Annotated in this window: 22 protein-coding genes; 16 read left to right on the top strand and 6 right to left on the bottom strand. The window is 64.9% G+C overall.

Going from position 1 to position 23,273, the window contains the following annotated elements; all coding sequences use genetic code 11:
* The first annotated feature begins 733 nt into the window (after positions 1-733).
* Both AXZ77_RS11395 and AXZ77_RS11390 read left to right on the top strand, forming a co-directional pair.
* A complete protein-coding gene (locus tag AXZ77_RS11395) occupies positions 734-1,114 on the top strand; it encodes a hypothetical protein (protein WP_098411246.1) in 381 nt (126 codons plus the stop codon).
* Entirely contained in the window at positions 1,107-2,012 is a 906-nt protein-coding gene (locus tag AXZ77_RS11390) for a tyrosine-type recombinase/integrase (RefSeq protein WP_098411245.1), read from the top strand. Before AXZ77_RS11395 ends, AXZ77_RS11390 begins: the two co-directional genes overlap by 8 nt.
* A 297-nt stretch (positions 2,013-2,309) precedes the next feature.
* Here the strand turns inward: AXZ77_RS11390 and AXZ77_RS19590 are convergent, their stop codons facing one another.
* The gene (locus tag AXZ77_RS19590) at positions 2,310-4,415 is read right to left on the bottom strand and encodes an ATP-binding cassette domain-containing protein (protein WP_176536029.1); all 2,106 of its coding nucleotides are present in this window, start codon (positions 4,413-4,415) and stop codon (positions 2,310-2,312) included.
* Positions 4,416-4,421: 6 nt separating this feature from the next.
* Positions 4,422-5,603: a sugar ABC transporter substrate-binding protein gene (locus tag AXZ77_RS11380; protein WP_176536028.1), complete on the bottom strand. Its 1,182-nt coding sequence runs from the start codon at positions 5,601-5,603 to the stop codon at positions 4,422-4,424.
* Positions 5,604-6,045: 442 nt separating this feature from the next.
* Between AXZ77_RS11380 and rpsD the strand changes: the two genes are divergently transcribed.
* From rpsD to AXZ77_RS11360, 4 genes are all read left to right on the top strand, one after another.
* The gene (gene rpsD, locus AXZ77_RS11375) at positions 6,046-6,666 is read left to right on the top strand and encodes a 30S ribosomal protein S4 (protein ID WP_075775099.1); all 621 of its coding nucleotides are present in this window, start codon (positions 6,046-6,048) and stop codon (positions 6,664-6,666) included.
* A gap of 377 nt (positions 6,667-7,043) precedes the next feature.
* Positions 7,044-8,144, top strand: a complete 1,101-nt coding sequence (hisC, locus tag AXZ77_RS11370) for a histidinol-phosphate transaminase (protein WP_078540515.1) — start codon at positions 7,044-7,046, stop codon at positions 8,142-8,144.
* A complete protein-coding gene (locus AXZ77_RS11365; protein ID WP_098411243.1) occupies positions 8,141-9,067 on the top strand; it encodes a prephenate/arogenate dehydrogenase family protein in 927 nt (308 codons plus the stop codon). The genes hisC and AXZ77_RS11365 overlap by 4 nt, the downstream gene beginning before the upstream one ends.
* Positions 9,064-9,687, top strand: a complete 624-nt coding sequence (locus tag AXZ77_RS11360; protein WP_098411242.1) for an extensin family protein — start codon at positions 9,064-9,066, stop codon at positions 9,685-9,687. The genes AXZ77_RS11365 and AXZ77_RS11360 overlap by 4 nt, the downstream gene beginning before the upstream one ends.
* A 3-nt stretch (positions 9,688-9,690) precedes the next feature.
* Here AXZ77_RS11360 and AXZ77_RS11355 read toward each other — a convergent pair whose 3' ends face one another.
* Positions 9,691-10,746: a DUF2125 domain-containing protein gene (locus AXZ77_RS11355; protein WP_098411241.1), complete on the bottom strand. Its 1,056-nt coding sequence runs from the start codon at positions 10,744-10,746 to the stop codon at positions 9,691-9,693.
* A gap of 47 nt (positions 10,747-10,793) precedes the next feature.
* Here AXZ77_RS11355 and AXZ77_RS11350 point away from each other — a divergent pair, with 47 nt between their 5' ends.
* The 3 genes from AXZ77_RS11350 to AXZ77_RS11340 all read left to right on the top strand — a co-directional run bounded on the left by AXZ77_RS11350 (position 10,794) and on the right by AXZ77_RS11340 (position 13,993).
* On the top strand, positions 10,794-11,339 hold the full coding sequence (locus AXZ77_RS11350; protein ID WP_176536027.1) for a gamma-glutamylcyclotransferase: 546 nt from the start codon (positions 10,794-10,796) through the stop codon (positions 11,337-11,339).
* Positions 11,340-11,401: 62 nt separating this feature from the next.
* On the top strand, positions 11,402-12,598 hold the full coding sequence (locus tag AXZ77_RS11345) for a biopolymer transporter ExbB (RefSeq protein ID WP_098411240.1): 1,197 nt from the start codon (positions 11,402-11,404) through the stop codon (positions 12,596-12,598).
* 3 nt (positions 12,599-12,601) lie between these two features.
* The gene (locus AXZ77_RS11340; RefSeq protein WP_098411239.1) at positions 12,602-13,993 is read left to right on the top strand and encodes a peptidoglycan -binding protein; all 1,392 of its coding nucleotides are present in this window, start codon (positions 12,602-12,604) and stop codon (positions 13,991-13,993) included.
* A gap of 8 nt (positions 13,994-14,001) precedes the next feature.
* On the opposite strand, the gene AXZ77_RS11335 is transcribed toward AXZ77_RS11340, so the two are convergent.
* On the bottom strand, positions 14,002-14,883 hold the full coding sequence (locus tag AXZ77_RS11335; RefSeq protein WP_098412524.1) for a LysR family transcriptional regulator: 882 nt from the start codon (positions 14,881-14,883) through the stop codon (positions 14,002-14,004).
* A 97-nt stretch (positions 14,884-14,980) separates the two neighbouring features.
* Here AXZ77_RS11335 and AXZ77_RS11330 point away from each other — a divergent pair, with 97 nt between their 5' ends.
* Positions 14,981-16,159, top strand: a complete 1,179-nt coding sequence (locus AXZ77_RS11330; protein ID WP_098411238.1) for an MFS transporter — start codon at positions 14,981-14,983, stop codon at positions 16,157-16,159.
* Between the two features lie 102 nt (positions 16,160-16,261).
* Here the strand turns inward: AXZ77_RS11330 and AXZ77_RS11325 are convergent, their stop codons facing one another.
* The gene (locus tag AXZ77_RS11325; protein WP_098411237.1) at positions 16,262-16,963 is read right to left on the bottom strand and encodes a DUF2946 domain-containing protein; all 702 of its coding nucleotides are present in this window, start codon (positions 16,961-16,963) and stop codon (positions 16,262-16,264) included.
* 47 nt (positions 16,964-17,010) lie between these two features.
* Entirely contained in the window at positions 17,011-19,476 is a 2,466-nt protein-coding gene (locus AXZ77_RS11320) for a heavy metal translocating P-type ATPase (protein WP_098411236.1), read from the bottom strand.
* 184 nt (positions 19,477-19,660) lie between these two features.
* Between AXZ77_RS11320 and AXZ77_RS11315 the strand changes: the two genes are divergently transcribed.
* The 6 genes from AXZ77_RS11315 to AXZ77_RS11290 all read left to right on the top strand — a co-directional run bounded on the left by AXZ77_RS11315 (position 19,661) and on the right by AXZ77_RS11290 (position 23,243).
* Complete coding sequence (locus tag AXZ77_RS11315; protein ID WP_078540382.1) at positions 19,661-20,056, top strand: MerR family transcriptional regulator; 396 nt, start codon at positions 19,661-19,663, stop codon at positions 20,054-20,056.
* 50 nt (positions 20,057-20,106) lie between these two features.
* The gene (locus AXZ77_RS11310; RefSeq protein ID WP_098411235.1) at positions 20,107-20,448 is read left to right on the top strand and encodes a hypothetical protein; all 342 of its coding nucleotides are present in this window, start codon (positions 20,107-20,109) and stop codon (positions 20,446-20,448) included.
* A gap of 81 nt (positions 20,449-20,529) precedes the next feature.
* Positions 20,530-20,964 carry a cytochrome c gene (locus tag AXZ77_RS11305; protein WP_098411234.1) on the top strand — a complete coding sequence of 145 codons (435 nt, stop codon included), beginning with the start codon at positions 20,530-20,532 and terminating at the stop codon, positions 20,962-20,964.
* Between the two features lies 1 nt (position 20,965).
* Positions 20,966-22,336, top strand: coding sequence for a multicopper oxidase family protein (locus tag AXZ77_RS11300; protein ID WP_098411233.1), 1,371 nt, complete (start codon positions 20,966-20,968; stop codon positions 22,334-22,336).
* Between the two features lie 22 nt (positions 22,337-22,358).
* Positions 22,359-22,796 carry a cytochrome c gene (locus AXZ77_RS11295; RefSeq protein ID WP_176536026.1) on the top strand — a complete coding sequence of 146 codons (438 nt, stop codon included), beginning with the start codon at positions 22,359-22,361 and terminating at the stop codon, positions 22,794-22,796.
* A gap of 6 nt (positions 22,797-22,802) precedes the next feature.
* Positions 22,803-23,243 carry a cytochrome c gene (locus AXZ77_RS11290; protein ID WP_098411231.1) on the top strand — a complete coding sequence of 147 codons (441 nt, stop codon included), beginning with the start codon at positions 22,803-22,805 and terminating at the stop codon, positions 23,241-23,243.
* The last annotated feature ends 30 nt before the right edge of the window (positions 23,244-23,273 follow it).

The following is a 23,273-nucleotide window of genomic DNA, read 5'->3' as shown; positions in this document are numbered from 1 at the left end:
TCCAGTCTCTTCCGGTGATTTCTTTGCGATGATCGTCAAGCAAGGTTCGCGGTATCAGTGTTAGCATCGCGCAAACCGCAGAAAACCCTCCATCACGATAGACCCTGACATTGCGCGACTACGATTGGACCAATCAACTTGTCACCTTTTTCGCAGCTGTAGGAGGGTGAGACGGCTTGCGGTCGGAAATTTTCACTCGATCGTAAGGCTTCGCGAGGAGCGTCAAGTCGAAAAACCTTAAACAAACATCGTCATGTGCCCCATGCCACCAATCAACGATTTCTGGATTTGACGCATCATAGATTTCATGGCGGGATTTTCGCTGGACGTCCGCGCGGAAAATTGGCGCCAGTGATGCTCTCGGAATATAGCCCTCGCCGACGGCTTGCCAATATTGCGTCTCGCTACCATCGGTTCCTCAAGCACTCCAAGGCTGGTCTCTCTTCGAGGGCTTGCCTGCCGACCGAATTGCCTGGTCGTTTTTTCCGTCCCCCATGTCAGGAGCACCGGGTTCTTGGTGGCGCCGTCCGAAGGCCCCAAAAGCACCGTTGGAGCGACAGATTGCGCAAGCGCGTCTGCTTGAACGCTGAAGCCCCTTCAAAAGGTCGGTGCTCGAACTTTGTGTTCGTCAATGGTGATCTTGGTCGTTCAAAAATCGTCATCGTGCCGCCTTTACAGGGACGAGTGGTAGGGTCTCCTTTTGTCACGCCAATCGCAACAAAGGAACTTTTCCATGGCATACGACCATCTCGAACTCACTGCCGGAGCTTCCTCCGGCAACTTCTATCCACGTGGACCGCGAAATGCTTTAACCCAGGAGTCGCCCAAGTATCCGTTGACGACCACGGGAGCCGCAGAGGAGCTGGGCATCTCTCGCCGTGAGCTGTTCAAAACTCTCGCGCGATACGCACACTCAAAAGGCATCGTCGAGAAACATGGCCGAAAGAACCTATTCTATCGCGAAAACATCGCGATGATCAGGTCTCTACGCCGCCAGAGCGCGGCGGACAGTTCCCGTCAGCGGAATAACTCGCCGAACACCGCCGTTACCGCGGAATACGAACGGTTCGTGGCCGAGTTGCGAAAGAAGCGGAAGGGAGGTCGGGATGTTTGATTTTCCTCACGGACTCTTTGGCGACGACCGTAGGGACGAGCCGTTCTTCTGCGTGGGGACCGAATTCAAAGAGATCACCGACGATCCGCGCCCTTGGGACCGGTTGCTCGAATACGCCGGACCTTCGATCACGTTTCGTCAGACTCTCGACCCCGCGTGGCGTGCCCGAGCAATTGCAGAGCTCCATCCTGGCTGCGTGGAGAGCACGATCCAGCGCAATTTCCTCGGACCGTTGCGGTCTCTTGACAAGTACCTGACGAAAACGAGGCGCGAGAAGGGCTGTGACACGCGTCGGATGTTCTGGCTTACCCCGGAACAGGCAGAAGATCTACTGCATGTCGCCAGCACACCGGAACGCTATGGCGTCGACGATCCACAGAGGCGGATACGCACTGCCATCGCGTTTTTGCTCGGCACTGGCTGCCGGACAGGCGAGAGCTTCGTTCTGGCTGCTGAAGACATCAACTGGAACACGCGTGAATGCTTGGTCCGTGGCGAGCTCGAGGGGGCCGGAAAGACTGAGGCAAGCACGCGCCTCGTCTATCTCCCCTCGAAAGCAATCGACCACATGGAAGGGTTGCCGGATAAAGGGCCGATCATCCTCAATCGCGAGGGTAAACCGTTTACGCTCCGCTACAAGGGTGGCGGTCAGATCCGACGCGAGTTCAAGAAACTCCGAGAGGCAGCCGGCCTCCCGGAGGCATGCACGCCCCATTCTTTGCGACATTCGTTCGCCACATGGACGTATGCCGCTACAAAAGACATGAAGCTTCTGATGAGCCGCGGAGGCTGGGCAAAGCATGACACGGCACTCCGCTACACCAAGCTGGCGCCTTCGGATCTACCGATGCGACTGAAATCCTATGGCTGGGACTTTGGGAATGATTTGGACAACTGAAAGGGGGAAAGGTTCTATGGCTCTGATTATAGAGCCTTTTCCCGTATGTGTCGCTCCCTTAGCAGGGGAGCGCCTTCGACCACTCGGCCACGTCTCCGCGGACCCGTATAGGGATCGTCTCGGGGGGAGACAAGCGGTTTTTCGACGGAATTTCGGGTGGTTTGCGATTTCCCTCGCGTGGGACGGAGTGGGCGCAGGCGGGGGCGCGGGTCGGTGCGGGGCAGGGGTGACGGGCGCAATGAAAAACGCGCGCGAGATGTCTCGCGCGCGTTTCGTTTTCAAGGGGTTTCGCTTGGCTTAGCGTGTGGTCTCGCCACGCCGGCGCACCACTACGTCGACCGTGATCGATGCGAGCAGCACCGCCGCCGTCGCCATCAGCTGCACCGCCGCCGGCAGGCCCAGAAGCGCCATGCCGTTGACGATCGCCGCGATCACGACACCGCCGAGGATCGCGTGGATCGGATGGCCACGCCCGCCGAAGAGGGACGTGCCGCCGATCACCGCGGTCGCGACGACGTAGAGCACGATCGTGCCGCCGTCGAAGCTGGTGGAGATCGAGCGCAGGCGCGAGGCGTAGATGATGCCGCCCAGACCCGCCGTCGTCGCCGCCAGGGTGAAGGCTGCGGTCCGGATCAGGCGCAGGTTGATGCCCGCCCGGCGCGCGGCCTCGGCATTGCCGCCGATCGCGAGGACATAGCGGCCGAATTTCAGCCGTCCCAGCAGGAAGGACCATGCCAGCAGCACCGCGAAGACGATCGGGATCACCCACGGCATGCCCGAGAGCGGGAAGCGTGCGACGCCCCGGTTCATGTTGGAGATCGTCACCAGCACGATACCCGCGATCACGGCGGCCGCGATCTTCGCGATGGTGAGGCCCATCGGCGGCGCGACGAGGCCGCTCTGGCGGCGTTTCGCATCCTTGCGGAAGGTCATGATCGCGAAGACCAGAACCACCGCCCCGGTCATCAGCCAGCCCATCAGGGGCGTCAGCGTGCCATTGGCGAAATTGTTGATCGTGTCACTCGCGACAGGGATCGTCCCCCCGGCGCCGAGCAGTTGGATCATCAGCCCGTTGAAACCCAGAAGGCCCGCCAGCGTGACGACGAAAGAGGGCAGTTTGAGCCGCGTGATCAGCGAACCCTGGAAGATGCCCAGAACCGCCGGCACGGCCAGACCTGCCGCGACAGCCGCCCACCAGGGCCAGTCGGTGCCCGGCGCCACCAGCAGTGTCGCCACCGTCGCGCCGATCCCGGCCACGAAGCCGAGCGACAGGTCGATCTCGCCCAGCAAGAGCACGAAGACCTGTCCCATCCCGATCATCATGAAGACCGAGCCCTGCACGAGCAGGTTCACGACATTCCCCGGCGAGAGGAATTTCGGGTTCTGCAGCTGGAAGATCAGCGAGATCAGTACGAAGCCCAAAAGCACCGGCAGCACGCCGCTTTCGCCCGCCTTGATCTTCGCCCATGTGCGCGAGAGGTAGCTCGAGAAGCTCTGATCCTCGGTTGTGGCGCCCACCACGGCAGAGGGGCCGCTTTCGCCCGAGACCTCGCGTTGAGCCGCGACCTCCTTGGCGTTCTCGGCCGCGATCGAGGCGGCGGCGCGCATCGCGCCCGGCTCGACCACATGGTCGGATTTGCCCGTGGTCATCAGCTCGACCACGCGCTGGGTGTCGTATTCGTCGATCGGGCCCTGGCTGACCATCTCGCCCAGACGCAGGATCGCGATCCGGTCGGAGACCGCGAAGACGTCGTTGAGGTTGTGCGAGATCATCACCACCGCGAGGCCCTGATCGGCGAGGCGGCGCACCAGTTGCAGCACCTGACCGGTCTGGGCCACGCCGAGCGCCGCCGTGGGCTCGTCGAGGATCACCAGTTTGGAATTCCACATCACGGCCTTGGCGACCGCGATCGATTGCCGCTGACCGCCCGAGAGCGCCGAGACCGGCGCGCGGATCGAGCGCAGCGTGGTCACGCGCAGCCCTTTGAGCGTCTCTGCCGCGGCGCGCTCCATCGCGTCCTCGTCGAGCATCCCGTTGGTCAGGATTTCGCGTCCGAGGAACATGTTCTGCACGACGTCGAGATTGTCGCACAGCGCAAGGTCCTGATAGACGACCTCGATGCCCAGCTCCGCACTGTCGCGGGGCGAGCGGACGCGGACGTCATTGCCTTCCCATTCGATCACGCCGCCATCTGCTTCATGGATGCCGGCGATGGTTTTCGTCAGCACGGATTTGCCCGCGCCATTGTCACCGACCAGTGCCGTCACCTCGCCGGGGCGGACGTCGAAATCGACCCCGCTGAGCGCCTGCACTGCACCGAAGCTCTTTTCGAGACCCCGAATACGGAGGATCGCGTCGCGATCCTCCGTCAGGGACCCGGTACCGTTACCCGTGTCCATCATTGGCTATTAGTTCCCGATGCCTGCGGCCTTGCACGCGTCAGCCGCGCCGCCCGCACAGAGCTTGGAGGTGTCGACGAAGCCGTCTTTCACGACGGTGTCGGCCATGTTCTCCGGGGTGACCCAGATCGGCTTGAGCAGGATCGAGGGCACGTCCATGCCGCCCTGGCTGTCATTGACCTTGCCGTTGACGAGGCCTTCGGGCGGGTTGTCGCCTGCACGCATGTAGAGCGCGAGCGCTGCTGCCGCCTGAGCTTCGAGATAGATCGGCTTGTAGACGGTGCCGCACTGGTAACCGGTGAGCACGTTCTGCAGGCCGGTGACCGTCGCGTCCTGACCGGTGGTCGGGAAGGCTTTCGGCGGCACTTTCAGCGTCTTGAGATAGGAGATGACCGCGTTTGCGTTGTCGTCATTCGGGGTGACGACGGCGTTCATGTCCTGATGCGCGGTGAACTGCTGCTCGAAGGTGGTCCGTGCGACCGACGGGTCCCAGGTGCCCGCGGGCTCGCCCGCGTTGATGTAGCTGCCATCGTCGAATTTCGGCTTCAGCACGCTCATGTAGCCCTGCTTGAACAGCGTGGCGTTGTTGTCATCGGGCGAGCCCGCCATCACGAGGATATTCGGCTTCTCGATGTTCCAGTCGCTGAGGCATTGTTCCATGCCCTTGCCGATCAGCTCGCCGACATATTCGTTGTCGAAGCTGATATAGTAGTCGCGCGAGCCGCCAAGCGTGATCCGGTCATAGTCGATGACCGCGACGCCGTGCTCTTTCGCGTATTTCTCGACAGCCGCACCGCCGCCCGAGGAGATCGGGTCGATCAGCAGAACGGTCGCGCCCTGGCTGATATCGGTCTGCGCCTGGGTGAGCTGGTCGGCTTCCGAGCCTTGCGCGTTGGTGATGATCAGATCGTCCGCGGACAGGCCCGCCTCCTTGAAGGCTTTCTTCAGGTAGGGCTCGTCGAACGAGGTGTAGCGCGCGGAGCTGGCGGTGTCGGGCAGCAGCACGCCGACCTTGCCCTTGCCCTTGGCGGCGATGTCCTTGAGCTGGCCCATGGCGGCGAAATCAGCACCGAAGCTGTCGGCGGTGACGCCTTGGGCTTGCGCGGCACCTGCAATCAGGCCAAGCGCGAGAACGCTGGTTCCAGCGAGACGCGCGGCGGTTCCGCACGTCGAGCGACGAATGTCTTTCATTATAATCCTCCTAAGGCCGGATGGGTTCCTCCCGTGGGGTGGCATCGCCTTGCCCCAGCGCGCCGCCTGTGCCGGTTGCGGACAGAACAGCGCCGTGACGCGCATCCGGTACGCGTCCCGTTAGCGCAATCATGGCTTGAAATGTTGCTCTGAACAGGGGGGTGGCGAACACAAAACACTCACGAAACTGCGAGGGCGTGGCGTTCCGGGGCAACCAAGAAGAGTAGGGGGGACGAGCGGCTGATTTCGCGCGGCACCGATGTGGCGCCCCGAGTGGTTGACACCCGCGCGCGCCGCTGTATAAGCCCGCCATTCCGGTAACGCGAGTTGCCGGGATTATTCATTGGTGTTGGTGGACCTCGCAAGAGGAAACCTGTCGCCGGTCGCCGCAAGGCCCGGAGGAGGACAACGCCCTTCGAAACTATAATGAAGGAGATCAGCCGTGACCAAACGCACGTCTGCCAAGTACAAAATCGACCGCCGCATGGGCGAGAACATTTGGGGCCGCGCCAAGTCGCCCGTCAACCGTCGTGAATACGGCCCCGGCCAGCACGGTCAGCGCCGCAAGGGCAAACTGTCCGACTTCGGTATCCAGCTCCGCGCCAAGCAGAAGCTGAAGGGCCATTACGGCGACCTGACCGAGAAGCAGTTCCGCCGCATCTACGCCGAAGCCGAGCGTGTGAAGGGCGACACCGGTGAAAACCTGATCGGTCTGCTCGAGCGCCGCCTCGACGCGCTGGTCTACCGCGCCAAGTTCGTTCCGACCGTCTTCGCAGCGCGCCAGTTCGTGAACCACGGCCACGTGCTCGTGAACGGCAAGAAAGTGAACATCCCCTCCTACCGCCTGAAAGAAGGCGACGTGGTGGAAGTCCGCGAGAAGTCCAAGCAGATGGCTCTGGTTCTCGAAGCCGTTCAGTCGCCCGAGCGTGACGTTCCGGATTACATCGAAGCCGACCACAACAAACTGACCGCGAAATTCGTGCGCACCCCGGCCCTGTCCGACGTGCCCTTCGCGGTTCAGATGGAACCGAACCTCGTGGTCGAATTCTACGCGAAGAACTGATCTCTCAGTCTTCGCCGATCATTCGGAAAGGCCGTGCCCCCGGGGCGCGGCCTTTTTCTTTTGGGGCCGCGTCTTTGCCCGGATCAGCCGCGCAGCGGCCCGGGCAGCGCCCGACCGCCCCCTCGGGCGGGCGCTTTTCGGCCTCACCGCGCGCGGCAAGCGTATTCGGATTTTGCGAGATAAAGCATCGACCACGCAGCGAGGCGCGCCCACCCGGCGGTCGGGCGCTGCCCTGCGGCACCCTTGGGCAATACATCTCTCATCGACGTGCTATGACATCCGTTGCATCCCTGCCGCGTCTGCTATGCGGGTGATCTTCTCACTAGCCCTGTCGCGCCATGGCGGATAGAACTCGGGCCACGATTCAGGAGTGCACAATGACCACGCATATTCGCCCCCAGCCCGGTATTATGGACATCGAGCTCTATCAGGGCGGCGCCTCCCATGTGGCGGGGCGCACCGATGCCGTCAAACTCAGCTCGAACGAGAACCCGTTCGGCCCCTCTGACAAGGCCAAGGACGCGTTCGCGAAATGCGCCCATTCGATGCATCGCTACCCTCCGACCGACCATGCCAAGCTGCGCACGGCGATCGGCGAGGTGCATAAGCTCGACCCCGACCGGATCATCTGCGGCGTGGGCTCGGACGAGATCATCCACTTCCTGTGCCAGGCCTATGTCGGCGCGCGCGACGAGGTGGTGTTCACCGAGCACGGTTTCCTGATGTATCGCATCTCGACCATGGCCGCGGGCGGCACCCCGATCGAGGTCAAGGAGCGCGACCGCACGACGGATGTCGATGCGATCCTGAGCGCCTGCACCAAGAAGACCAAGCTCGTCTTCCTCGCCAATCCGAACAACCCGACCGGCACGATGATCCAGCTGGCGGAGCTGGAGCGGCTGGCGGCGGGGCTGCCGAAAGGCGCGCTGCTGGTGATCGACGCGGCCTATGCGGAATATGTCGAAGGCTATGACGGCGGGGCGGAGCTGGCGACGCGCCTGCCCAATGTCTTCATGACCCGGACCTTCTCGAAGATCTACGGTCTCGGCGGGCTGCGCGTCGGCTGGGGCTACGGCTCGCGCGAAGTGATCGACGTGCTCAACCGCATCCGTGGGCCGTTCAACCTCTCGACCGCGCAGCAGGAGACCGCAGAGGCCGCCGTGCGCGATCAGGACTGGGTCACGAAATGCCGCGATGACAACACCCGTCTGCGCGCTTGGCTGGCCGAAGCGCTGGCAGAAAAGGGCGTGCCGTCCGACACTTCTACGGCGAACTTCATCCTCGCACGTCTGGCGTCCGAGCAGGAGGCCGCCGATTGCGATACCTATCTGAAATCCGAAGGGATCATCGTGCGCCGGGTCGCGGGCTATAACCTGCCCAACTGCCTGCGCATCACCGTGGGCGACGAGCCCTCGTGCCGCCGCGTCGCGCATCTGATCGGCGTCTTCAAGGCAGGCGGGATCGAGGTGCCCAGATGAGCCAGCTCTACCAGCGGGTCGCGCTGATCGGGCTCGGCCTGATCGCCTCGTCGATGGCCCATGCGATGCGCGAAAAAGGCCTGGCGGGCGAGATCGTCGGTCATGCGCGCTCTGCCGAGACGCGCGACACTGCGCTGGAGATCGGGCTGGTCGATGCCGTCTATGAGACCGCCGCCGAGGCGGTCGCGGGCGCCGATCTGGTGGTGCTCTGTGTGCCGGTCGGCGCGATGGCGAAGATCGCCGAAGAGATCGCTCCGCATCTGGCCCCCGGCGCTACGATCACCGATGTCGGCTCGGTCAAACGCTCGGTGATCGACGCGGTCGGCCCGCATGTGCCCGAAGGCGTGCATTTCATCCCCGGCCACCCGCTGGCAGGGACCGAGCAGTCGGGCCCGCGCTCGGGCTTTGCCACGCTCTTCGCCAATCGCTGGTGGCTGTTCACGCCGATCGAGGGCCCGGATCCCGAGGCGCTGACCCGGCTGAAATCTCTGGTCGAGGCGATGGGCGCGAATACCGACGAGATGGCCCCCGATCACCATGATCTCGTGCTCTCGGTCGTGTCGCATACACCGCACCTGATCGCCTATACGATGGTCGGCGTGGCGGATCATCTTCGTCGTGTAACCCACGAGGAAGTCATCAAATATTCCGCTACGGGTTTCCGCGATTTCACCCGGATCGCGGCCTCGGACCCGACGATGTGGCGCGACGTCTTCCTGACCAACAAGGAAGCGACGCTCGACATCCTCGGCCGCTTCACCGAGGAGCTGTTCATGCTGCAACGCGCGATCCGCATGGGCGATGGCGACATGCTGCACGACTATTTCACGCGCACCCGCGCGATCCGCCGCGGCATCATCGAGGCCGGGCAGGATACGGATGCGCCCGATTTCGGGCGCGGTGCACCAAAGAAAGACACATGAGCGCCACGGGTCGCAGCAAGGCGGTCGTGTTGATCGCCTTGGCGGCCGTGGTTGCGGTGGGCTCCTGCGGGCGGGGCGAGGATCGGCGCTCTGCGCGCTATTCCTCCTCGGGCGAGCTTTGCGGCATTGCCGGGTTGGAAGGCGCGCATATCGCGCCGATCGACGGGCCGGGGCGCTGCGGCATTGCCGATCCGGTGCAGATCACCGCTGTCTCGGGCATCCGTTTGACCTCGCCGGTGCGGGTGAATTGCTCGGCAGCGAAATCCTTCAAGCGCTGGGTCGATCGCGGGATCAAACCGGCGGTGGGGCGGCGCGGCGGCGGGATCGAGGCGATCCGCATCGCGGCCTCCTATTCCTGCCGGAGTCGCAATTCTCAGCCCGGCGCGAAACTGTCCGAACATGCCAAGGGCAACGCCATCGACGTCTCGGGCGTGATCCTGCGCAACGGCGCGACGCTGAGCGTGTTGGAGGACTGGCGCCGGGGCCGGGTGATCAAGCGGATGCACAAATCAGCCTGCGGCCCGTTCGGCACCGTGCTCGGCCCGAGATCGGATCGCTTCCATCAGGACCACATCCATGTCGATGTGGCCCGCTATCGAAATGGCACTTACTGCCGTTAAACTTTATTGACGCTGGGCGACCAGTTGCGGCGCGGGTCCCAGCGGCACCGGGCCGAGGCTCATCTGCCCGTCCTTGAACACAAGCGGCACGTCTAGCGCACCATCGGGGTTCTTTGCGGCCAACATCGTGCCGATCCCGGTCACCACTTTCACCTCGTCCTTGCTGATCAGCCCCATGCTTTGCGCGATGCCGACCCAGTTGCGCCACGAGGCGGAGCGGATCGTCAGCGTGCCGTCGGGATAACCCGAGGGATCGACCGTCAGGTTGCCCTCGACCGAGACGTCGTTGCCGCCCCAGCTCAGCGACAGGTCCGAGATCGCGACGGTCATCAGTCCCGGCATGCCTGCCTCCAGCGCAGTTTGGTCGATCGGCTCGCGCGTGCCGATCAACGCGTCGAAATGAACGCGCGTGACGGTGTCGGGCAGCTCGCCCTTCGGGTCGATCCGCTCCAGCAGATCGCCCGGGAGTTTCAGCGATTTCGCCTCCGCACCCAGACGATAGGCGGCGGCGGGCATTACCAGATCGGCGGCCTGAGCCGAGGCCCCGATCGCGCCCTGCGCCTTGTCCTTGCGCTCGATCGCGAGGCGCAGCTGATCGGCCGAAACCGCGGGGGCCGTCTCGCCCGCGGGCGTCAGCACCGGCGCGGAGATCACGGCGACCGCCCGTTCCAGCGGCAGCGCGGTCGAATAGCCCACCGTCAGCGAGGCGCGCATGTCCTCTTGCGTCAGCTTGTAGCTTTGATCGCCCAGTTGCAGCGACTGGCCCGAGGGCAGATAGGCGATCACTTTATTGGGTTCGTATCCCAGAGCGAAGAGCTGGGCGAAGGGCGCGCTCCAGCGCCACAGGCCGCCCCGATCCTTCAGTTCGGGCTTGTCGAAGGTCAGATCGAAGCGCGAGGGGAAGCCCGCCAGCGAGACCGATTGCGCATCGCCCCAGCCTTCCTGCCGGGCCTGCGCGAGCATGTCGCGCGCGCCGTTTTCGATCTTGTGCGCACCGAAGAACCAGTAGCCGCAATAGGCCAGCGTCGCGACCAGCACCAGAATGATCAGTTTGCGCATCTTCGCCTCTTTGCAAATCGGGTGAACCCCATGTAAGCCCTGAGCCCATGCAGGACCAGTGCGATGACAATAGGATCTGGGTCTTCGGCTACGGCTCGCTGATCTGGAACCCCGGCTTTAATTTTGACGAGCGGATGCTCGCCCGTGCGCCGGGGTGGGAGCGCAGCTTCTGCCTGCGCTCTCTGGTGCATCGGGGCACGCCCGAAGCGCCGGGGCTGGTGCTGGCGCTCGACGAGGGGCAGGGCGGTTGCGCGGGGCTCGCCTTCGCGATCCGGCCCGGACAGGAAGACGAGGTCATGGCCTATCTGCGCGAGCGCGAGCTTGTGACCTCGGCCTATCTGGAACGTGAAATCGATGTGGAGCTCGACGACGGGCGGCGCCTGCGCGCGGTGACCTATGTGATCGACCGCCATCACGACCAGTATTGCGGCGGGCTTTCCGATGACGAGCAGGCCCGGATCATCGCCAGCGCCACCGGCGGGCGCGGTCCGAACCGCGATTATCTGTTCAATACTGCCCAGCATCTGCACGAATTGGGCATCCCCGATCCCCATCTTGATGCATTGGTGGCACGGCTGCACCACTTGTCGTGATAGGCCTTGGCGAAGGGCTGCGCCCTCGCTAGGCTCTGCGCAAACAGGCAAGAGGGGCAATAATGGAAGAGCCGATCCGGCTGGAGCCGCAATTCTCACAACCCGTGCGTCAGGTGATCCTGATGCTTCTGGTGCTCGGCTTGGTCGCTGCGGGGGGCTATTTCGCCTATTCGCGCATCTTCCCGATTTTCCTCGCCAATCCCTGGCTGAACGGGGTGATCCTCGCGGTCTTCGTCTTCGGCATCCTCGCCTGTTTCTGGCAGGTGGTGCAGCTGGTGAAGGCGGTGAACTGGATCGAAAGCTTCGCCGCGGACCGTCCCGGCCGTCCGCAGGTGCGCCCGCCGTCGATGCTGGCGCCGCTCGCGTCACTGCTGGGTTCGCGCGAGGCGCGCCGCGCGGTGTCCTCCTCCTCGGGGCGCTCGATCCTCGAATCCGTCGCGACCCGGATCGACGAGGCGCGCGACATCACCCGCTATATCGCGGGTCTGCTGATCTTCCTCGGCCTGCTCGGGACGTTCTACGGCCTCGCCACCACCGTGCCTGCGGTGGTCGAGACGATCCGCGCCCTCGCGCCGAAAGAGGGCGAAAGCGCGATAGGGGTCTTCGACAACCTGATGACCGGGCTCGAGGCGCAGCTGGGCGGCATGGGCACGGCGTTCTCCTCGTCGCTTCTGGGTCTTGCGGGCTCGCTGGTTGTGGGCTTGCTGGAACTGTTTGCAAGCCACGGTCAGAACCGGTTCTACCGCGAGCTGGAGGAATGGATTTCCTCGATCACGCGGCTCAGCTTCACCGCGCTCGAAGGGGGCGATGGCGAAAGCTCGATGGTGGCGGGCGTCCTCGATCACATGTCCGAGCAGATGGACCAGATCCAGACGCTGTTCGTGCGTTCCGATGCGGGGCGGGTGCAGACCGAGGCGCGGATCGCGCATCTGTCGAACGCGATCCACGACCTGTCGGAACGGCTCTCGGCAGAGATGGATGCGCGCAACCGTCAGCAAGGCGCGCTGCAACAGATGGCCGAGGGGCAGGAGCGGCTGATCGGCGCGCTCGATCACCTCGCGCAACGCACGGCCGAAGGCGCCCCCGAGGCGGAGGCGCTGATGGAGACCCGGATGCGGCTGCGCTCGATCGACCAGCAGATGATGCGGATGCTCGAGGAAATCAGCGCCGGACGGCAGGAAAGCATGGCCGAGCTGCGCCATGATTTCGCGGGGCTGACGCGCGCGATCCTCGGCTACAAACCGCATCGCGAGGATTAATTCATGGCTCTGGCACGGCGCGGCGGCAATCGGTTCTCGACCAATATCTGGCCGGGTTTCGTCGATGCGATGACGGCGCTTCTTCTGGTGCTGATGTTCGTCCTGTCGATCTTCATGATCGTGCAATCGGTGCTGCGCGACACGCTGAGCACCAAGGAAGGCGAGCTGATCCAACTCAACGAGCAGGTGTCGAACCTCGCCAAGGCGCTGTCGCTGCAACAGACCAAGACGCAGCAACTGACCGGCGAATTGGAAAGTGCGAAGGACAAGGCGGACCAGCAGGACTCGCTGATCGCGACGCTGACCTCGCAGCTCGACGACCGCAAGGCCGCGCTGGCCGATGCCAAGCAGAAGATCACCGAATTCGAGGCCCGCGTCGCGCAATTGGTGGGCGAGCGCAACGCCGCCCAGCAGGATGCGAGCGCCAAGGCCGACGAAATCCGGCTGAGCAAGGAAACCATCGCCGATCTGCGCGACAAGCTGACGAAATCGGGCGACGAGGTCGCGGCGATGACGCTGCAACTCGAAGAGGCGCGCAAACAGGCCGAGGACACGCTGACCAAGCTCGCCGCCGCGCAGACCGCGAAGGATGATCTGGAAAAGCAGCTCGGCAAGCAGCTGTCCGAGGCGGAGAAACAGGCCGCGCTGAAAGCCACCGCGCAGAAGGCGCTGGCCGAACAGCAGGCGATCTCGGAAGGCGCGCAGAAGAAAGTGGCGCTGCTCAATCAGCAGGTCGCGGCTTTGCGCAGCCAGCTCGCGCAGCTGCAAAACGTGCTCGACGAGGCGCAGCAGAAGGATGCCGCGGCGAAGGTGCAGCTCGACAATCTCGGCCAGCAGCTGAACGCGGCGCTGGCCCGCGCGGCCTCCGAAGAGAAGAAACGCGCCGATCTCGAAGAGCAGATGCGCAAGGAGGCCGAGGCAAAGGCGAAGGACCTGCAGAATTACCGCTCGGAATTCTTCGGCAAGCTGTCGCAGCTTCTGAAGGGCAAGCAGGGCGTGAAGGTGGAAGGCGACCGTTTCGTCTTCTCCTCCGAGGTGCTGTTTGCGCCGGCTTCGGCGACCCTGTCGGATGCGGGCCGCGCGCAGATCAAGCAGGTGACCGCGCTGCTCGATCAGCTGCGCGGGGAAATCCCCGGCGACATCCCGTGGATCATCCGCGTCGATGGCCATACCGACGACACGCCGCTGTCGGGGCAGGGCGAGTTCAAGGATAACTGGGAGCTGAGCCAGGCCCGCGCGCTGTCGGTGGTGAAGTACATGGTGGACAGCCTCGGCTTCCCGCCGGAGCGCCTCGCCGCCGCCGGGTTCGCGCAGTTCGACCCGGTGAACACCGCCGACACGCCCGAAGCGCGCGCCCAGAACCGCCGGATCGAGTTGAAGCTGACCGAGCGCTGAGGCGTCGGTCAGCTGATCTCCGACAGCCAGTCGAGAAACGCGCCGAGCCGACGCAGCCCGGCGGCGCGGGTCATGTAGACGGCCTGAACCGGCAGGGGTTCGGCGCTGAGCCTGCCCGGAAACAGCTCGACCAGCCGTCCCTCGGCAATGTCGCGCGCCACCATGAAATCGGAAAACCGCGCGATCCCGAGACCGGCGCAGACGAGCGCGCGGGCGGCCTCGCCATTCCCGGCGGTGACCGAAGGCGCGAGCGTGACCGGCTCGGGGTCGTCGTCGAAGCGCAGTTCGTTGATATGCGCGGGGCTCTGGAACCGCACCTGCCGCAGCCGCGTCAGTTCGTGCGGCGTCTCGGGGCTGCCCATGCGCGCGAGATAATCCGGCGCGGCCAAGAGCCGCCAAGCCGCGAGCCCCAAAGGGCGGCGCAGCAGCTCGCTATCGCCCAGCGTGCCCATCCGGATCGCGACATCGGCCTGCGCGCCGATCAGATCGACGACGCTGTCGGTCATCTCGATGCTGATCTCGATCTCGGGATAACGCGCGGTGAAATCGGGCAGGGCGGGGGCCAGCACATGCAGCACCCACGGCACCGGCGCGTTGATCTGAAGCGGCCCGCGCGGGGTGCCCCCTTGCGTCGCGAGATCGGCCAGCGCCTCGGTCCGGTCGACGATCTCACGCGCGGCCTCCAGAAGATCGCGCCCCTCCGGCGTCAGTTCCAGCGCCCGCGTCGTGCGACGCAGAAGGGTCACCGAAAGCTGCTCCTCCAACCGGCTCACCGCGCGGCTCAGCGTCGAAGGGGCCACGCCCCAGCGCCGCGCGGCTTCGGCGAAACCGCCCGCCTCGACGACACCCACGAAGGTCGCCAGATCGCGGGTTTGCGGCAATTCGTGCATTTTGCGCAATGATCCTTTCCAGACCTGTCTGTTCACGCAAAGGCTGACCCATGACAGATGGGATGTCGATATCCAATCCAACCAAAGGGAGATCGACATGCCTCTTGCTCTCTGGGCGCTCACGATCAGCGCCTTCGCCGTCGGCACGACCGAGTTCGTGATCGTCGGCCTCATCCCCACCATCGCGCAGTCGCTGGGTGTGCCGCTGCCCTCGGCGGGGCTTCTCGTGAGCCTCTATGCGCTTGGCGTCACCATCGGTGCGCCGGTGCTGACCGCGCTTGCCGACCGGCTGCCGCGCAAGACGCTGCTCTTGGCGCTGCTGGCGCTGTTCATCGGCGGCAACGCCTTCGCGGCGGTCGCGCCCAGCTATGGCGCGCTGATCGCGGCGCGCTTCATCACCGGCCTCGCGCATGGGGTGTTCTTCGCCATCGCCTCGACCATCGCGACGAGCCTCGTGCCGCGCGAAAAGGAATCGAGCGCGATCGCCATGGTCTTCATGGGCCTCACCGTCGCGCTGGTGACCGGCGTGCCTTTTGGTACATGGATCGGGGCGCATTTCGGCTGGCACGCGACGTTCCTCGGCGTGGTCGGGCTGGGCCTGATCGGCTTCATCGCCTCGGCGCTGCTGGTGCCGTCGAACCTGCCGCGCGGGGCGTCGCCGTCTCTGAAGCAACAGCTGAGCGTGCTGACCTCGCCGCGGCTTTTGCTCGTCTATCTGATCACGGCCGTGGGCTATGGTGGCAACTTCATCGCCTTCACCTATCTCGCGCCGATGTTGACCGAGGTGACGGGTCTCGGCGCGGGGTCGGTGAGCCTCGTGATCCTGCTCTACGGGATCTCGGTCGCGGTCGGGAATATCGCGGGCGGCAAGCTGTCGGACCGGATCGGGCCGGTGCCCGCGCTCACGCTGATCTTCGCGGGGCTGGCCGGGTCGCTTGCGCTGCTGGCGCTGAGCCTCGCCACGCCTTGGGCCGCCATCGCGGTGGTGCTGTTCTGGGGCGGGTTCGCCTTCGGCAACGTGCCGCCGCTGCAGGCCTATGTGGTCGCTATCGCACGCAACGTCGCGCCGGGGGCGGTCGATGTGGCCTCGGGCCTCAATATCGGCGCCTTCAACCTCGGCATCGCGGGCGGGGCGTGGGTCGGCGGTCTTGCGGTCGACCAGATCGGCCTGTCGGTCACGCCTTTCCTCGGCGCGGTGGTCGTTCTGGGTGGTCTGGCGCTGACTCGGCTGAGCGGGCGTCTCGCGCGCGGCAACGCGTTGCAGGCTGCGGAATGACGTCCGACAACGCGCTGATATGGCAAATGAAAAAGGCTGCCGGGTTTGGTCCCGGCAGCCTTGTCGCTTGTAAAATTTACGCCCGCAGCGGGGCGACCGGGCTCAATGCCCCACCATCATTTCACCCTTCGCCATCGCTAGATGGTGCGGCTGATGATGCGCGCCGACGGTCAGGATGCCGATGAAGCCGAGCGCGCGGATCTTCTGCGCATCCGCGCCGGTCACGGTCAGCGCGCTGCCGCCAGGGATTTCCTCGGCGCTCATCTCCCAGCCCTCGACCCCGTTCATCGTCGCGACATGGGCAGGCACCATTGCACGGATCGAGGCGGTGACCTCGGGGTCGTCGGAAGTAGTCTCGAAGCGCGCACCACCTTCGATGTCGTCCTCTTTGACCTTGGCGCGCAGGGTGACGTTGTTCATGTCGATCAGATGCTGGCGCAGACCCTCGATATTGACGCGGTTCCAATCCGTGTCGGGATCGGCGAGCAGATAGGCGACGATCTCCTGAATGGCCGCGAAGGCGGACTGGCCCGGCTCGGTGATCGCGCCCGTGTCCCCGGATTGCATGCCGGGCATCTGCGCGGTCGAGGTCATCGGCATCTGCCCGTCGACATGAGCGTCGTCGGACATCATGTGATCGTCATGGGACGCCATGTCGCCGTGATCGCCCATATCTTCATCGTCCATCATGTGATCGCCCGACATCATGTCATGCGCGCTTCCATCCGCATGGTCGTCCATCATCTGGGCGTGACCGAGCGTGGGCAACGCCACGAGGGCGAGAATAGTGAGAAAACGAGTCATGGGTCCTCCGGAGTTTTGCGTTACCCTGCCATCTTTCATCGGGGATGTCACAGCTTCAGCCTCCGCAGCCGCAACGCGTTGCCGATCACCGACACCGACGAGAAGCTCATCGCGAGCGCCGCGATTACCGGCGAGAGCAGCACGCCGAAGACGGGGTAGAGCACGCCGGCCGCGATAGGCACGCCCGCGGTGTTATAGGCGAAGGCGAAGAACAGGTTCTGACGGATGTTGCGCATCACGCCCTCGGCCAGACGGCGCGCGCGGACGATGCCGGTCAGGTCGCCCTTGACCAGCGTGAGCCCGGCGCTTTCCACCGCGACATCGGCGCCGGTGCCCATGGCGATGCCGACATCGGCAGCGGCCAGCGCAGGTGCGTCATTGACGCCGTCGCCCGCCATCGCGATTGAAGCGCCGTCCTTGCGCAGTTTCTCGACCAGCGCGGCCTTGTCCTCGGGCGAGACCCCGGCATGGACCTCGTCGATGCCCAGCTCACGCGCGACGGCCCGCGCGGTGCCTTCGCTGTCGCCCGTGGCCATGACGATCCGCAGGCCTTCCTCGTGGAGCGCGCGAATGGCGTCCGCCGTGGTCTCCTTGATCCGGTCGGCCACCGCGATCACCCCAATCACCTTGCGGTCGCGGGCGAGATACATCGCGGTTTTGCCGTCCGATTGCAGGCGCTCGACCGTCTCGGATTGAGCGGAGACATCCGCGCCGATCTGCTCCATCAGCGCCGCATTGCCGAGCGCGATCTGCGCACCGTCGACGTGGCCGGTGACGCCCTTGCCGGTCACCGCCTCGAAGCCTACGGCGTCCAGTTTGGGCGCATCTTCCGCCCCTTGCACGATGGCCTCGGCCAGCGGGTGTTCCGACCCGCGTTCCAGCGCGGCGGCGAGGGATTTGACCTCGTCCTCGGAGGCCCCGTCCGCGATCACATCGGTCAGTGCGGGCTTGCCCTCGGTCAGCGTGCCGGTCTTGTCGACGATCAGCGTGTCGACCTTGGCGAAGCGTTCCAGCGCCTCGGCGTCGCGGATCAGCACGCCTGCGCTTGCGCCGCGTCCGGTGCCGACCATCACCGACATCGGCGTGGCGAGACCCAAGGCGCAGGGGCACGCGATGATCAGGACCGAGACTGCGGCCACGGTCGCATAGCCCAGAGCCGGCGCGGGGCCGAAGGCCAGCCATGCGATGAAGGCGAGGATGGCGCAGATCACCACCGCGGGCACGAAGTAAAGCGACACACGGTCGGCCAGCCCCTGGATCGGCGCGCGCGAGCGCTGCGCCTTGCCGACCATCTCGACGATGCGCGAAAGGGTGGTTTCCGCCCCCACGGCCTGCGCCTCCATCACGAAGCTGCCCTGCTTGTTCAGCGTGCCGCCGGTGACCGGCTCGCCCTGGGTTTTCTCGACCGGGACCGGCTCGCCGGTGATCATGCTCTCGTCGATGGCAGAGGAGCCTTCCGTGACCACGCCATCCACCGGCACGGTCTCGCCCGGGCGCACGCGGAGCTTGTCGCCCGTCTGCACCTGATCGAGGGGCACGTCTTCCTCGCCATTTTCCCCCACGCGGCGCGCGGTTTTCGGCGCGAGGTCCATCAGCGCGCGGATCGCGTCACCGGTCTTCTCGCGTGCCGTCAGCTCCATGATCTGCCCGACCAGAACCAGCACGAGGATCACCGCCGAGGCCTCGAAATAGACCGACGGCAGGCCGTGCTCATTGAGCATCTCGGCGGGGAAGATACCCGGCACCAGAAGCCCCGCGAGCGAGAACAGATAGGCCGCGAGCGTACCCAAAGCGATCAGCGTCCACATGTTGGGCGAGACATTCACGACCGATTTCCAGCCGCGCACGAAGAAGGGCCGTGCGAACCACAGCACCGGGGTCGCCAGCGCGAATTGCAGCCAGAGGAAGGCTTTCGGCCCGATCCAGTCCGCGACAGGCAGCCCGATATGCGCGCCCATCTCCAGCACGAAGACGGCGGCCGCGAGCGGCCCCATGATCCAGAGCCTGCGCCGGAAATCGACCAGCTCGGGGTTCGGGCCGCTATCGGCACTGGGGCTCATCGGCTCCAGCGCCATGCCGCATTTCGGGCAATCGCCGGGCTTGTCCTCGACGATCTCGGGATGCATCGGGCAGGTATATTGCGTGCCCTCGGGCATCGCCTTGGCGGCAGGGCGAACGCCCAGATAATCCTCGGGCCGGGCTTCGAACTTGTGCTGGCAGCCTTCGGAGCAGAAATAGAACCGCTCGCCATCGAGCTTGGCCATATATTTCGCGGTCGCGCGCTCGACCGACATCCCGCAGACCGGATCGGTGGCCTTGATGTAGTCATTGGGCTTGGCCACGAACTTGTCGTGACAGCCTTGCGAGCAGAAGTGGTAGCGATGGCCGTCATGCTCGGCACTGGGCTTTTCGGCATTCGGGTCGACCGTCATTCCGCAGACCGGGTCGCGCGTGATCGCGTCCGCCGTCTCCTGCGTGTCGTGGGTCTCGTTGTGGGCGTGTTGCGATGTCATCCGTTCATCCTTTCGGCAACTTCGCTCGACCAGATAGGGCTTCCAGTAGATGGAGGGTCAAGAGATTTGCTGATCTTTTCTTCAACCCCGCACCGCGTCCCTATGTTCCCGCACGCTTCACGTGAGCGTGACTTTTGCCTCCAGTGGCTGGAAGGTTTATATTGGGCGCAGGAGGCCTATGCAGATGAATATCGGAACCGCCGCGACGCAGACCGGGCTGCCGGTCAAGACAATCCGCTATTACGAGGAGATCGGCCTCGTCACGCCGGACAGGCGCGCGAATGGCTATCGCGATTTCTCCGAGGCTTGCGTGGAGCAGTTGCGGCTTCTGGCGCAGGCGCGACACCTTGGGTTCTCGCTCGAGGAATGTCGCCGCCTGCTCAGCTTGAGCGCCGATGAGGGGCGGGCCAGTCGCGATGTGCGCGCGCTCGCGCAGCAAAACCTCGAAGCGGTGCGAGAAAAGATCGCCTCTCTCAATGCATTGGAGGCGCAACTCCAACGTCTTATCGCGCAATGTCATGGCGACGATGCCCCCGATTGTGCGATCCTCGACGACCTGATGGGGCAGCGCGGGAATTGACAGCCGCGCCAGAGCCCACCAGATAGAGGGCAGGGAGAACCGGGAGAGCCATGCGCAAAGCGCTGCATATCGTTGTCATCGGGCTGGTCTGTTTGATCGGTCTTTCGCAGTTGGGCGCGCCCGCTGCCGCGATGACCCATGCGCGTGCGATGGATGCGATGGACGCAATCACCGTCAGCGATTGTGCCGCCTGTCCCGACAGCCATCACGATGCGGGGCCGATGCAGGACAAGACCTGCCCCCATGCGCAGATGATGGTCTCGGCCACGCTGGACTTTGCGCCGGAATTCTCGCTGAGCCGGGCGGACCTGTCCGTGACGCTCCTGCCTGCGGAGACGCCCGCGCCATTGGCGCATGAGCCGCAGCTCGACCTTCCGCCACCGCGTATCTGATCGATCACACCGTCACTGGCCCCTGAGGGGGGCTCGTCTGTCGCGTCCGCCATCCGGGCGCATGATCGAACAGGATACTCCATGAAACGCTATATTCTCTCTGCCGCTGTCGTCGCGGCCCTCGCTGCGGGCGGTTGGCTCGTGATGCAGCCCGACACCGCTAGTGAGGCCGAGGCGGCCACGCCCGCCAAAGGCGATCCGCTCGTCGCCGTCACCTTGCCGACCTCCCTGACCGAACAGGCCCAGATGGGCAAACGCGCTTTCGACGCGACCTGTGCGACCTGTCACGGCGCGAATGCCACCGGCAAGATGGGCTTCGGCCCGCCCCTTGTTCATAAAATCTACGAGCCGTCCCATCACGGCGACATGGCCTTCCAGGCCGCCGTTCAGGCGGGCGTGCGCGCGCATCACTGGAAGTTCGGCAACATGCCCCCGCAGGAAGGTCTGACCCGTGGCGATGTCGCCAATATCGTCACTTACGTGCGCGAATTGCAGCGCGCGAACGGGATCGAGTGAGATGCAGAATTTCCAACTGACCCGCCGCGCGATCCTTGCCGGAATGGGGGCCACGGCGCTGACCGCGCGCATGGGCAGCGCACAGACTGCCCCGACGCCGCTGACCGCGCAGCGCGCCATGGCCCAGATCGCCCCCGAGGGCTATCCGCAAACCGAGGTCTGGTCCTATGACGGTACGTTGCCGGGGCCGCAGCTGCGGGTGCCGCAGGGCGCGCGCCTGCAACGCCGCTTCGTCAACAAGCTCGACGTGCCAAGCTCGGTGCATTGGCACGGCATCCGCATCGACAATGCGATGGATGGCGTGGCGGGGCTGACGCAGGACGCGGTGCCGCCCGGCCAGACCTTCGACTATGATTTCGTTGTGCCGGATGCGGGCACCTATTGGTATCACGCGCATACGAACTCGATGGAGCAGGTCGCGCGCGGCCTCTCCGGTGCGCTGATCATCGAGGAGTCAGAGGCGCCGGATGTCGATCGCGACGAGGTTCTGCTGCTCGACGATTGGCTGCTCGATCCCGATACCGCGCAGCTGGAGCCGGATTTCACCCATCCGATGGACCTCAGCCACGGTGGGCGCTTCGGCAATCTGGTCGGGACCAACGGGCATTACGCCCTGACCCTGAAGGCGAAACGCCACGAGCGGTTGCGGCTGCGCCTGATCAACGCCGCCAATGCGCGGATTTTCGTGCTGCGGCTGACCGGGCTCTCGGGCTGGCAGGTGGCGCTGGACGGGATGCCGCTGCCCGCGCCGGAGCCCATTCCCGACGAACTGGTCCTCGCGCCCGCGCAACGCATCGAACTGATCGTCGATGTGACCGGCGACGGGGCTCAGGCGGCGATCGAGCGGTTGGGCAATGACGACCAATGGCACAGCCAGGTCGCGTTCGAGATTTCCGGGGAGGCGAGCCGCTCGCGGCGCGACGCGCCTGCGCCTTTGCCGCCCAATCCGAACATGGCCCCGACCGATCTGACGCAGGCCCGCCCGCTGGAGATGAAGATCGAAGGCGGCGCGATGGGCCGGATGTCGCGCAGCCAGATGCAGAGCCTGATGCAGAGCGGCAATTTCTGGACGCTCGCCGGCAAGGCCGGGCCGGGGGATGCGCCGTTTGCGCGGCTGTCACAGGGCGAGCCGGTGCGGCTGCGCTTCGTCAACGACACCGCCTTCCCGCATGCGATGCACCTGCACGGGATGCATTTCCGCGAGGTGCTCGAGGATGGAAGCCTCGGCCCGATGCGCGACACGGTGCTGACCTTTGCCGGACGCAGCCACGAGGTCGCGTTCACCGCCGACAATCCGGGCAAGTGGCTTTTGCACTGCCACATGCTCGCCCATGCGGCGGCAGGCATGTCGTCCTGGATCGACGTGACCTGAGTTTCCGATGAAAGGAGTGAAGATGAGACAACCCCTGATGACGACCCTGTTCCTGCTCGGCTGGGCGCCGATGGCGCTCGCCCATGGCGGGGTGGAGGATCCGCAGGTTCTCGCACGGATGGAAGGCATGAAGCGGCTCGGGACCGAGATGAAGCTTCTGAGCACGATGGCGAAGGGCGAGAGAGACTTCGAAGCCGAGAAGGTCCGTCGCGCGATCACCCGGATCGAAGCCGAGGCCGGACAGATTCCGGTGCTCTTCGAGCCCGAGGCGCAGGACCCGAAATCCGAAGCCCATCCGTCGATCTGGGACGAATTCCATGACTTCCGCGGTCAGGCGCAGGCGCTGGAGGAAGCGGCCAACTCGCTCTCGAAGCCGATCGAGTCCCGGCAGGCGCTTGGACCTGCTCTCTTCAAGCTCGGGGTGACCTGCAAGGAGTGCCACGACGAGTATCGGGAGTGAGAGACGATGCGGATTGAGGCGATAGGTTTGGCTGCCGTGATCGCGCTCGGGGCAGGGGGCGCGCACGCCTCCAGTCTGCTCGACGGGCGCGATATCGCGGCGGGCAAGGATCTTTATGCGCAGAACTGCGCGAGCTGCCACGGAGCCAATCTCGAAGGTCAGCCGGACTGGCGCGAGGCGGGACCCGATGGCGTCCTGCCCGCCCCGCCGCATGACGAAACCGGCCACACATGGCATCACGAGACCGCCTTGCTGTTCGATTACGTCAAGCAGGGCGGGGCGGCGGCGCTGGCCGCGCGCGGGGTTGCCGACTTCCCGAGCGGGATGCCCGGTTTCGGTGGCGCGCTGAGTGACGCGCAAATCCTCGATATCCTCGGCTTCATCCGTTCGACATGGCCCGAGCGGATGCAGGCGGTGCAGGCGGCGCGCGACGAAAGCCTGAAATGAGACCGGCCATTCGCGAGCATGCGAATGGCC

Origin of the sequence: Thioclava sp. ES.031, assembly GCF_002563775.1 — a bacterium.
Classification (GTDB): Bacteria; Pseudomonadota; Alphaproteobacteria; order Rhodobacterales; family Rhodobacteraceae; genus Thioclava.
The sequence above is the reverse complement of the archived record's forward strand: the minus strand, read 5'-3'. Positions and strand labels throughout refer to the sequence as shown.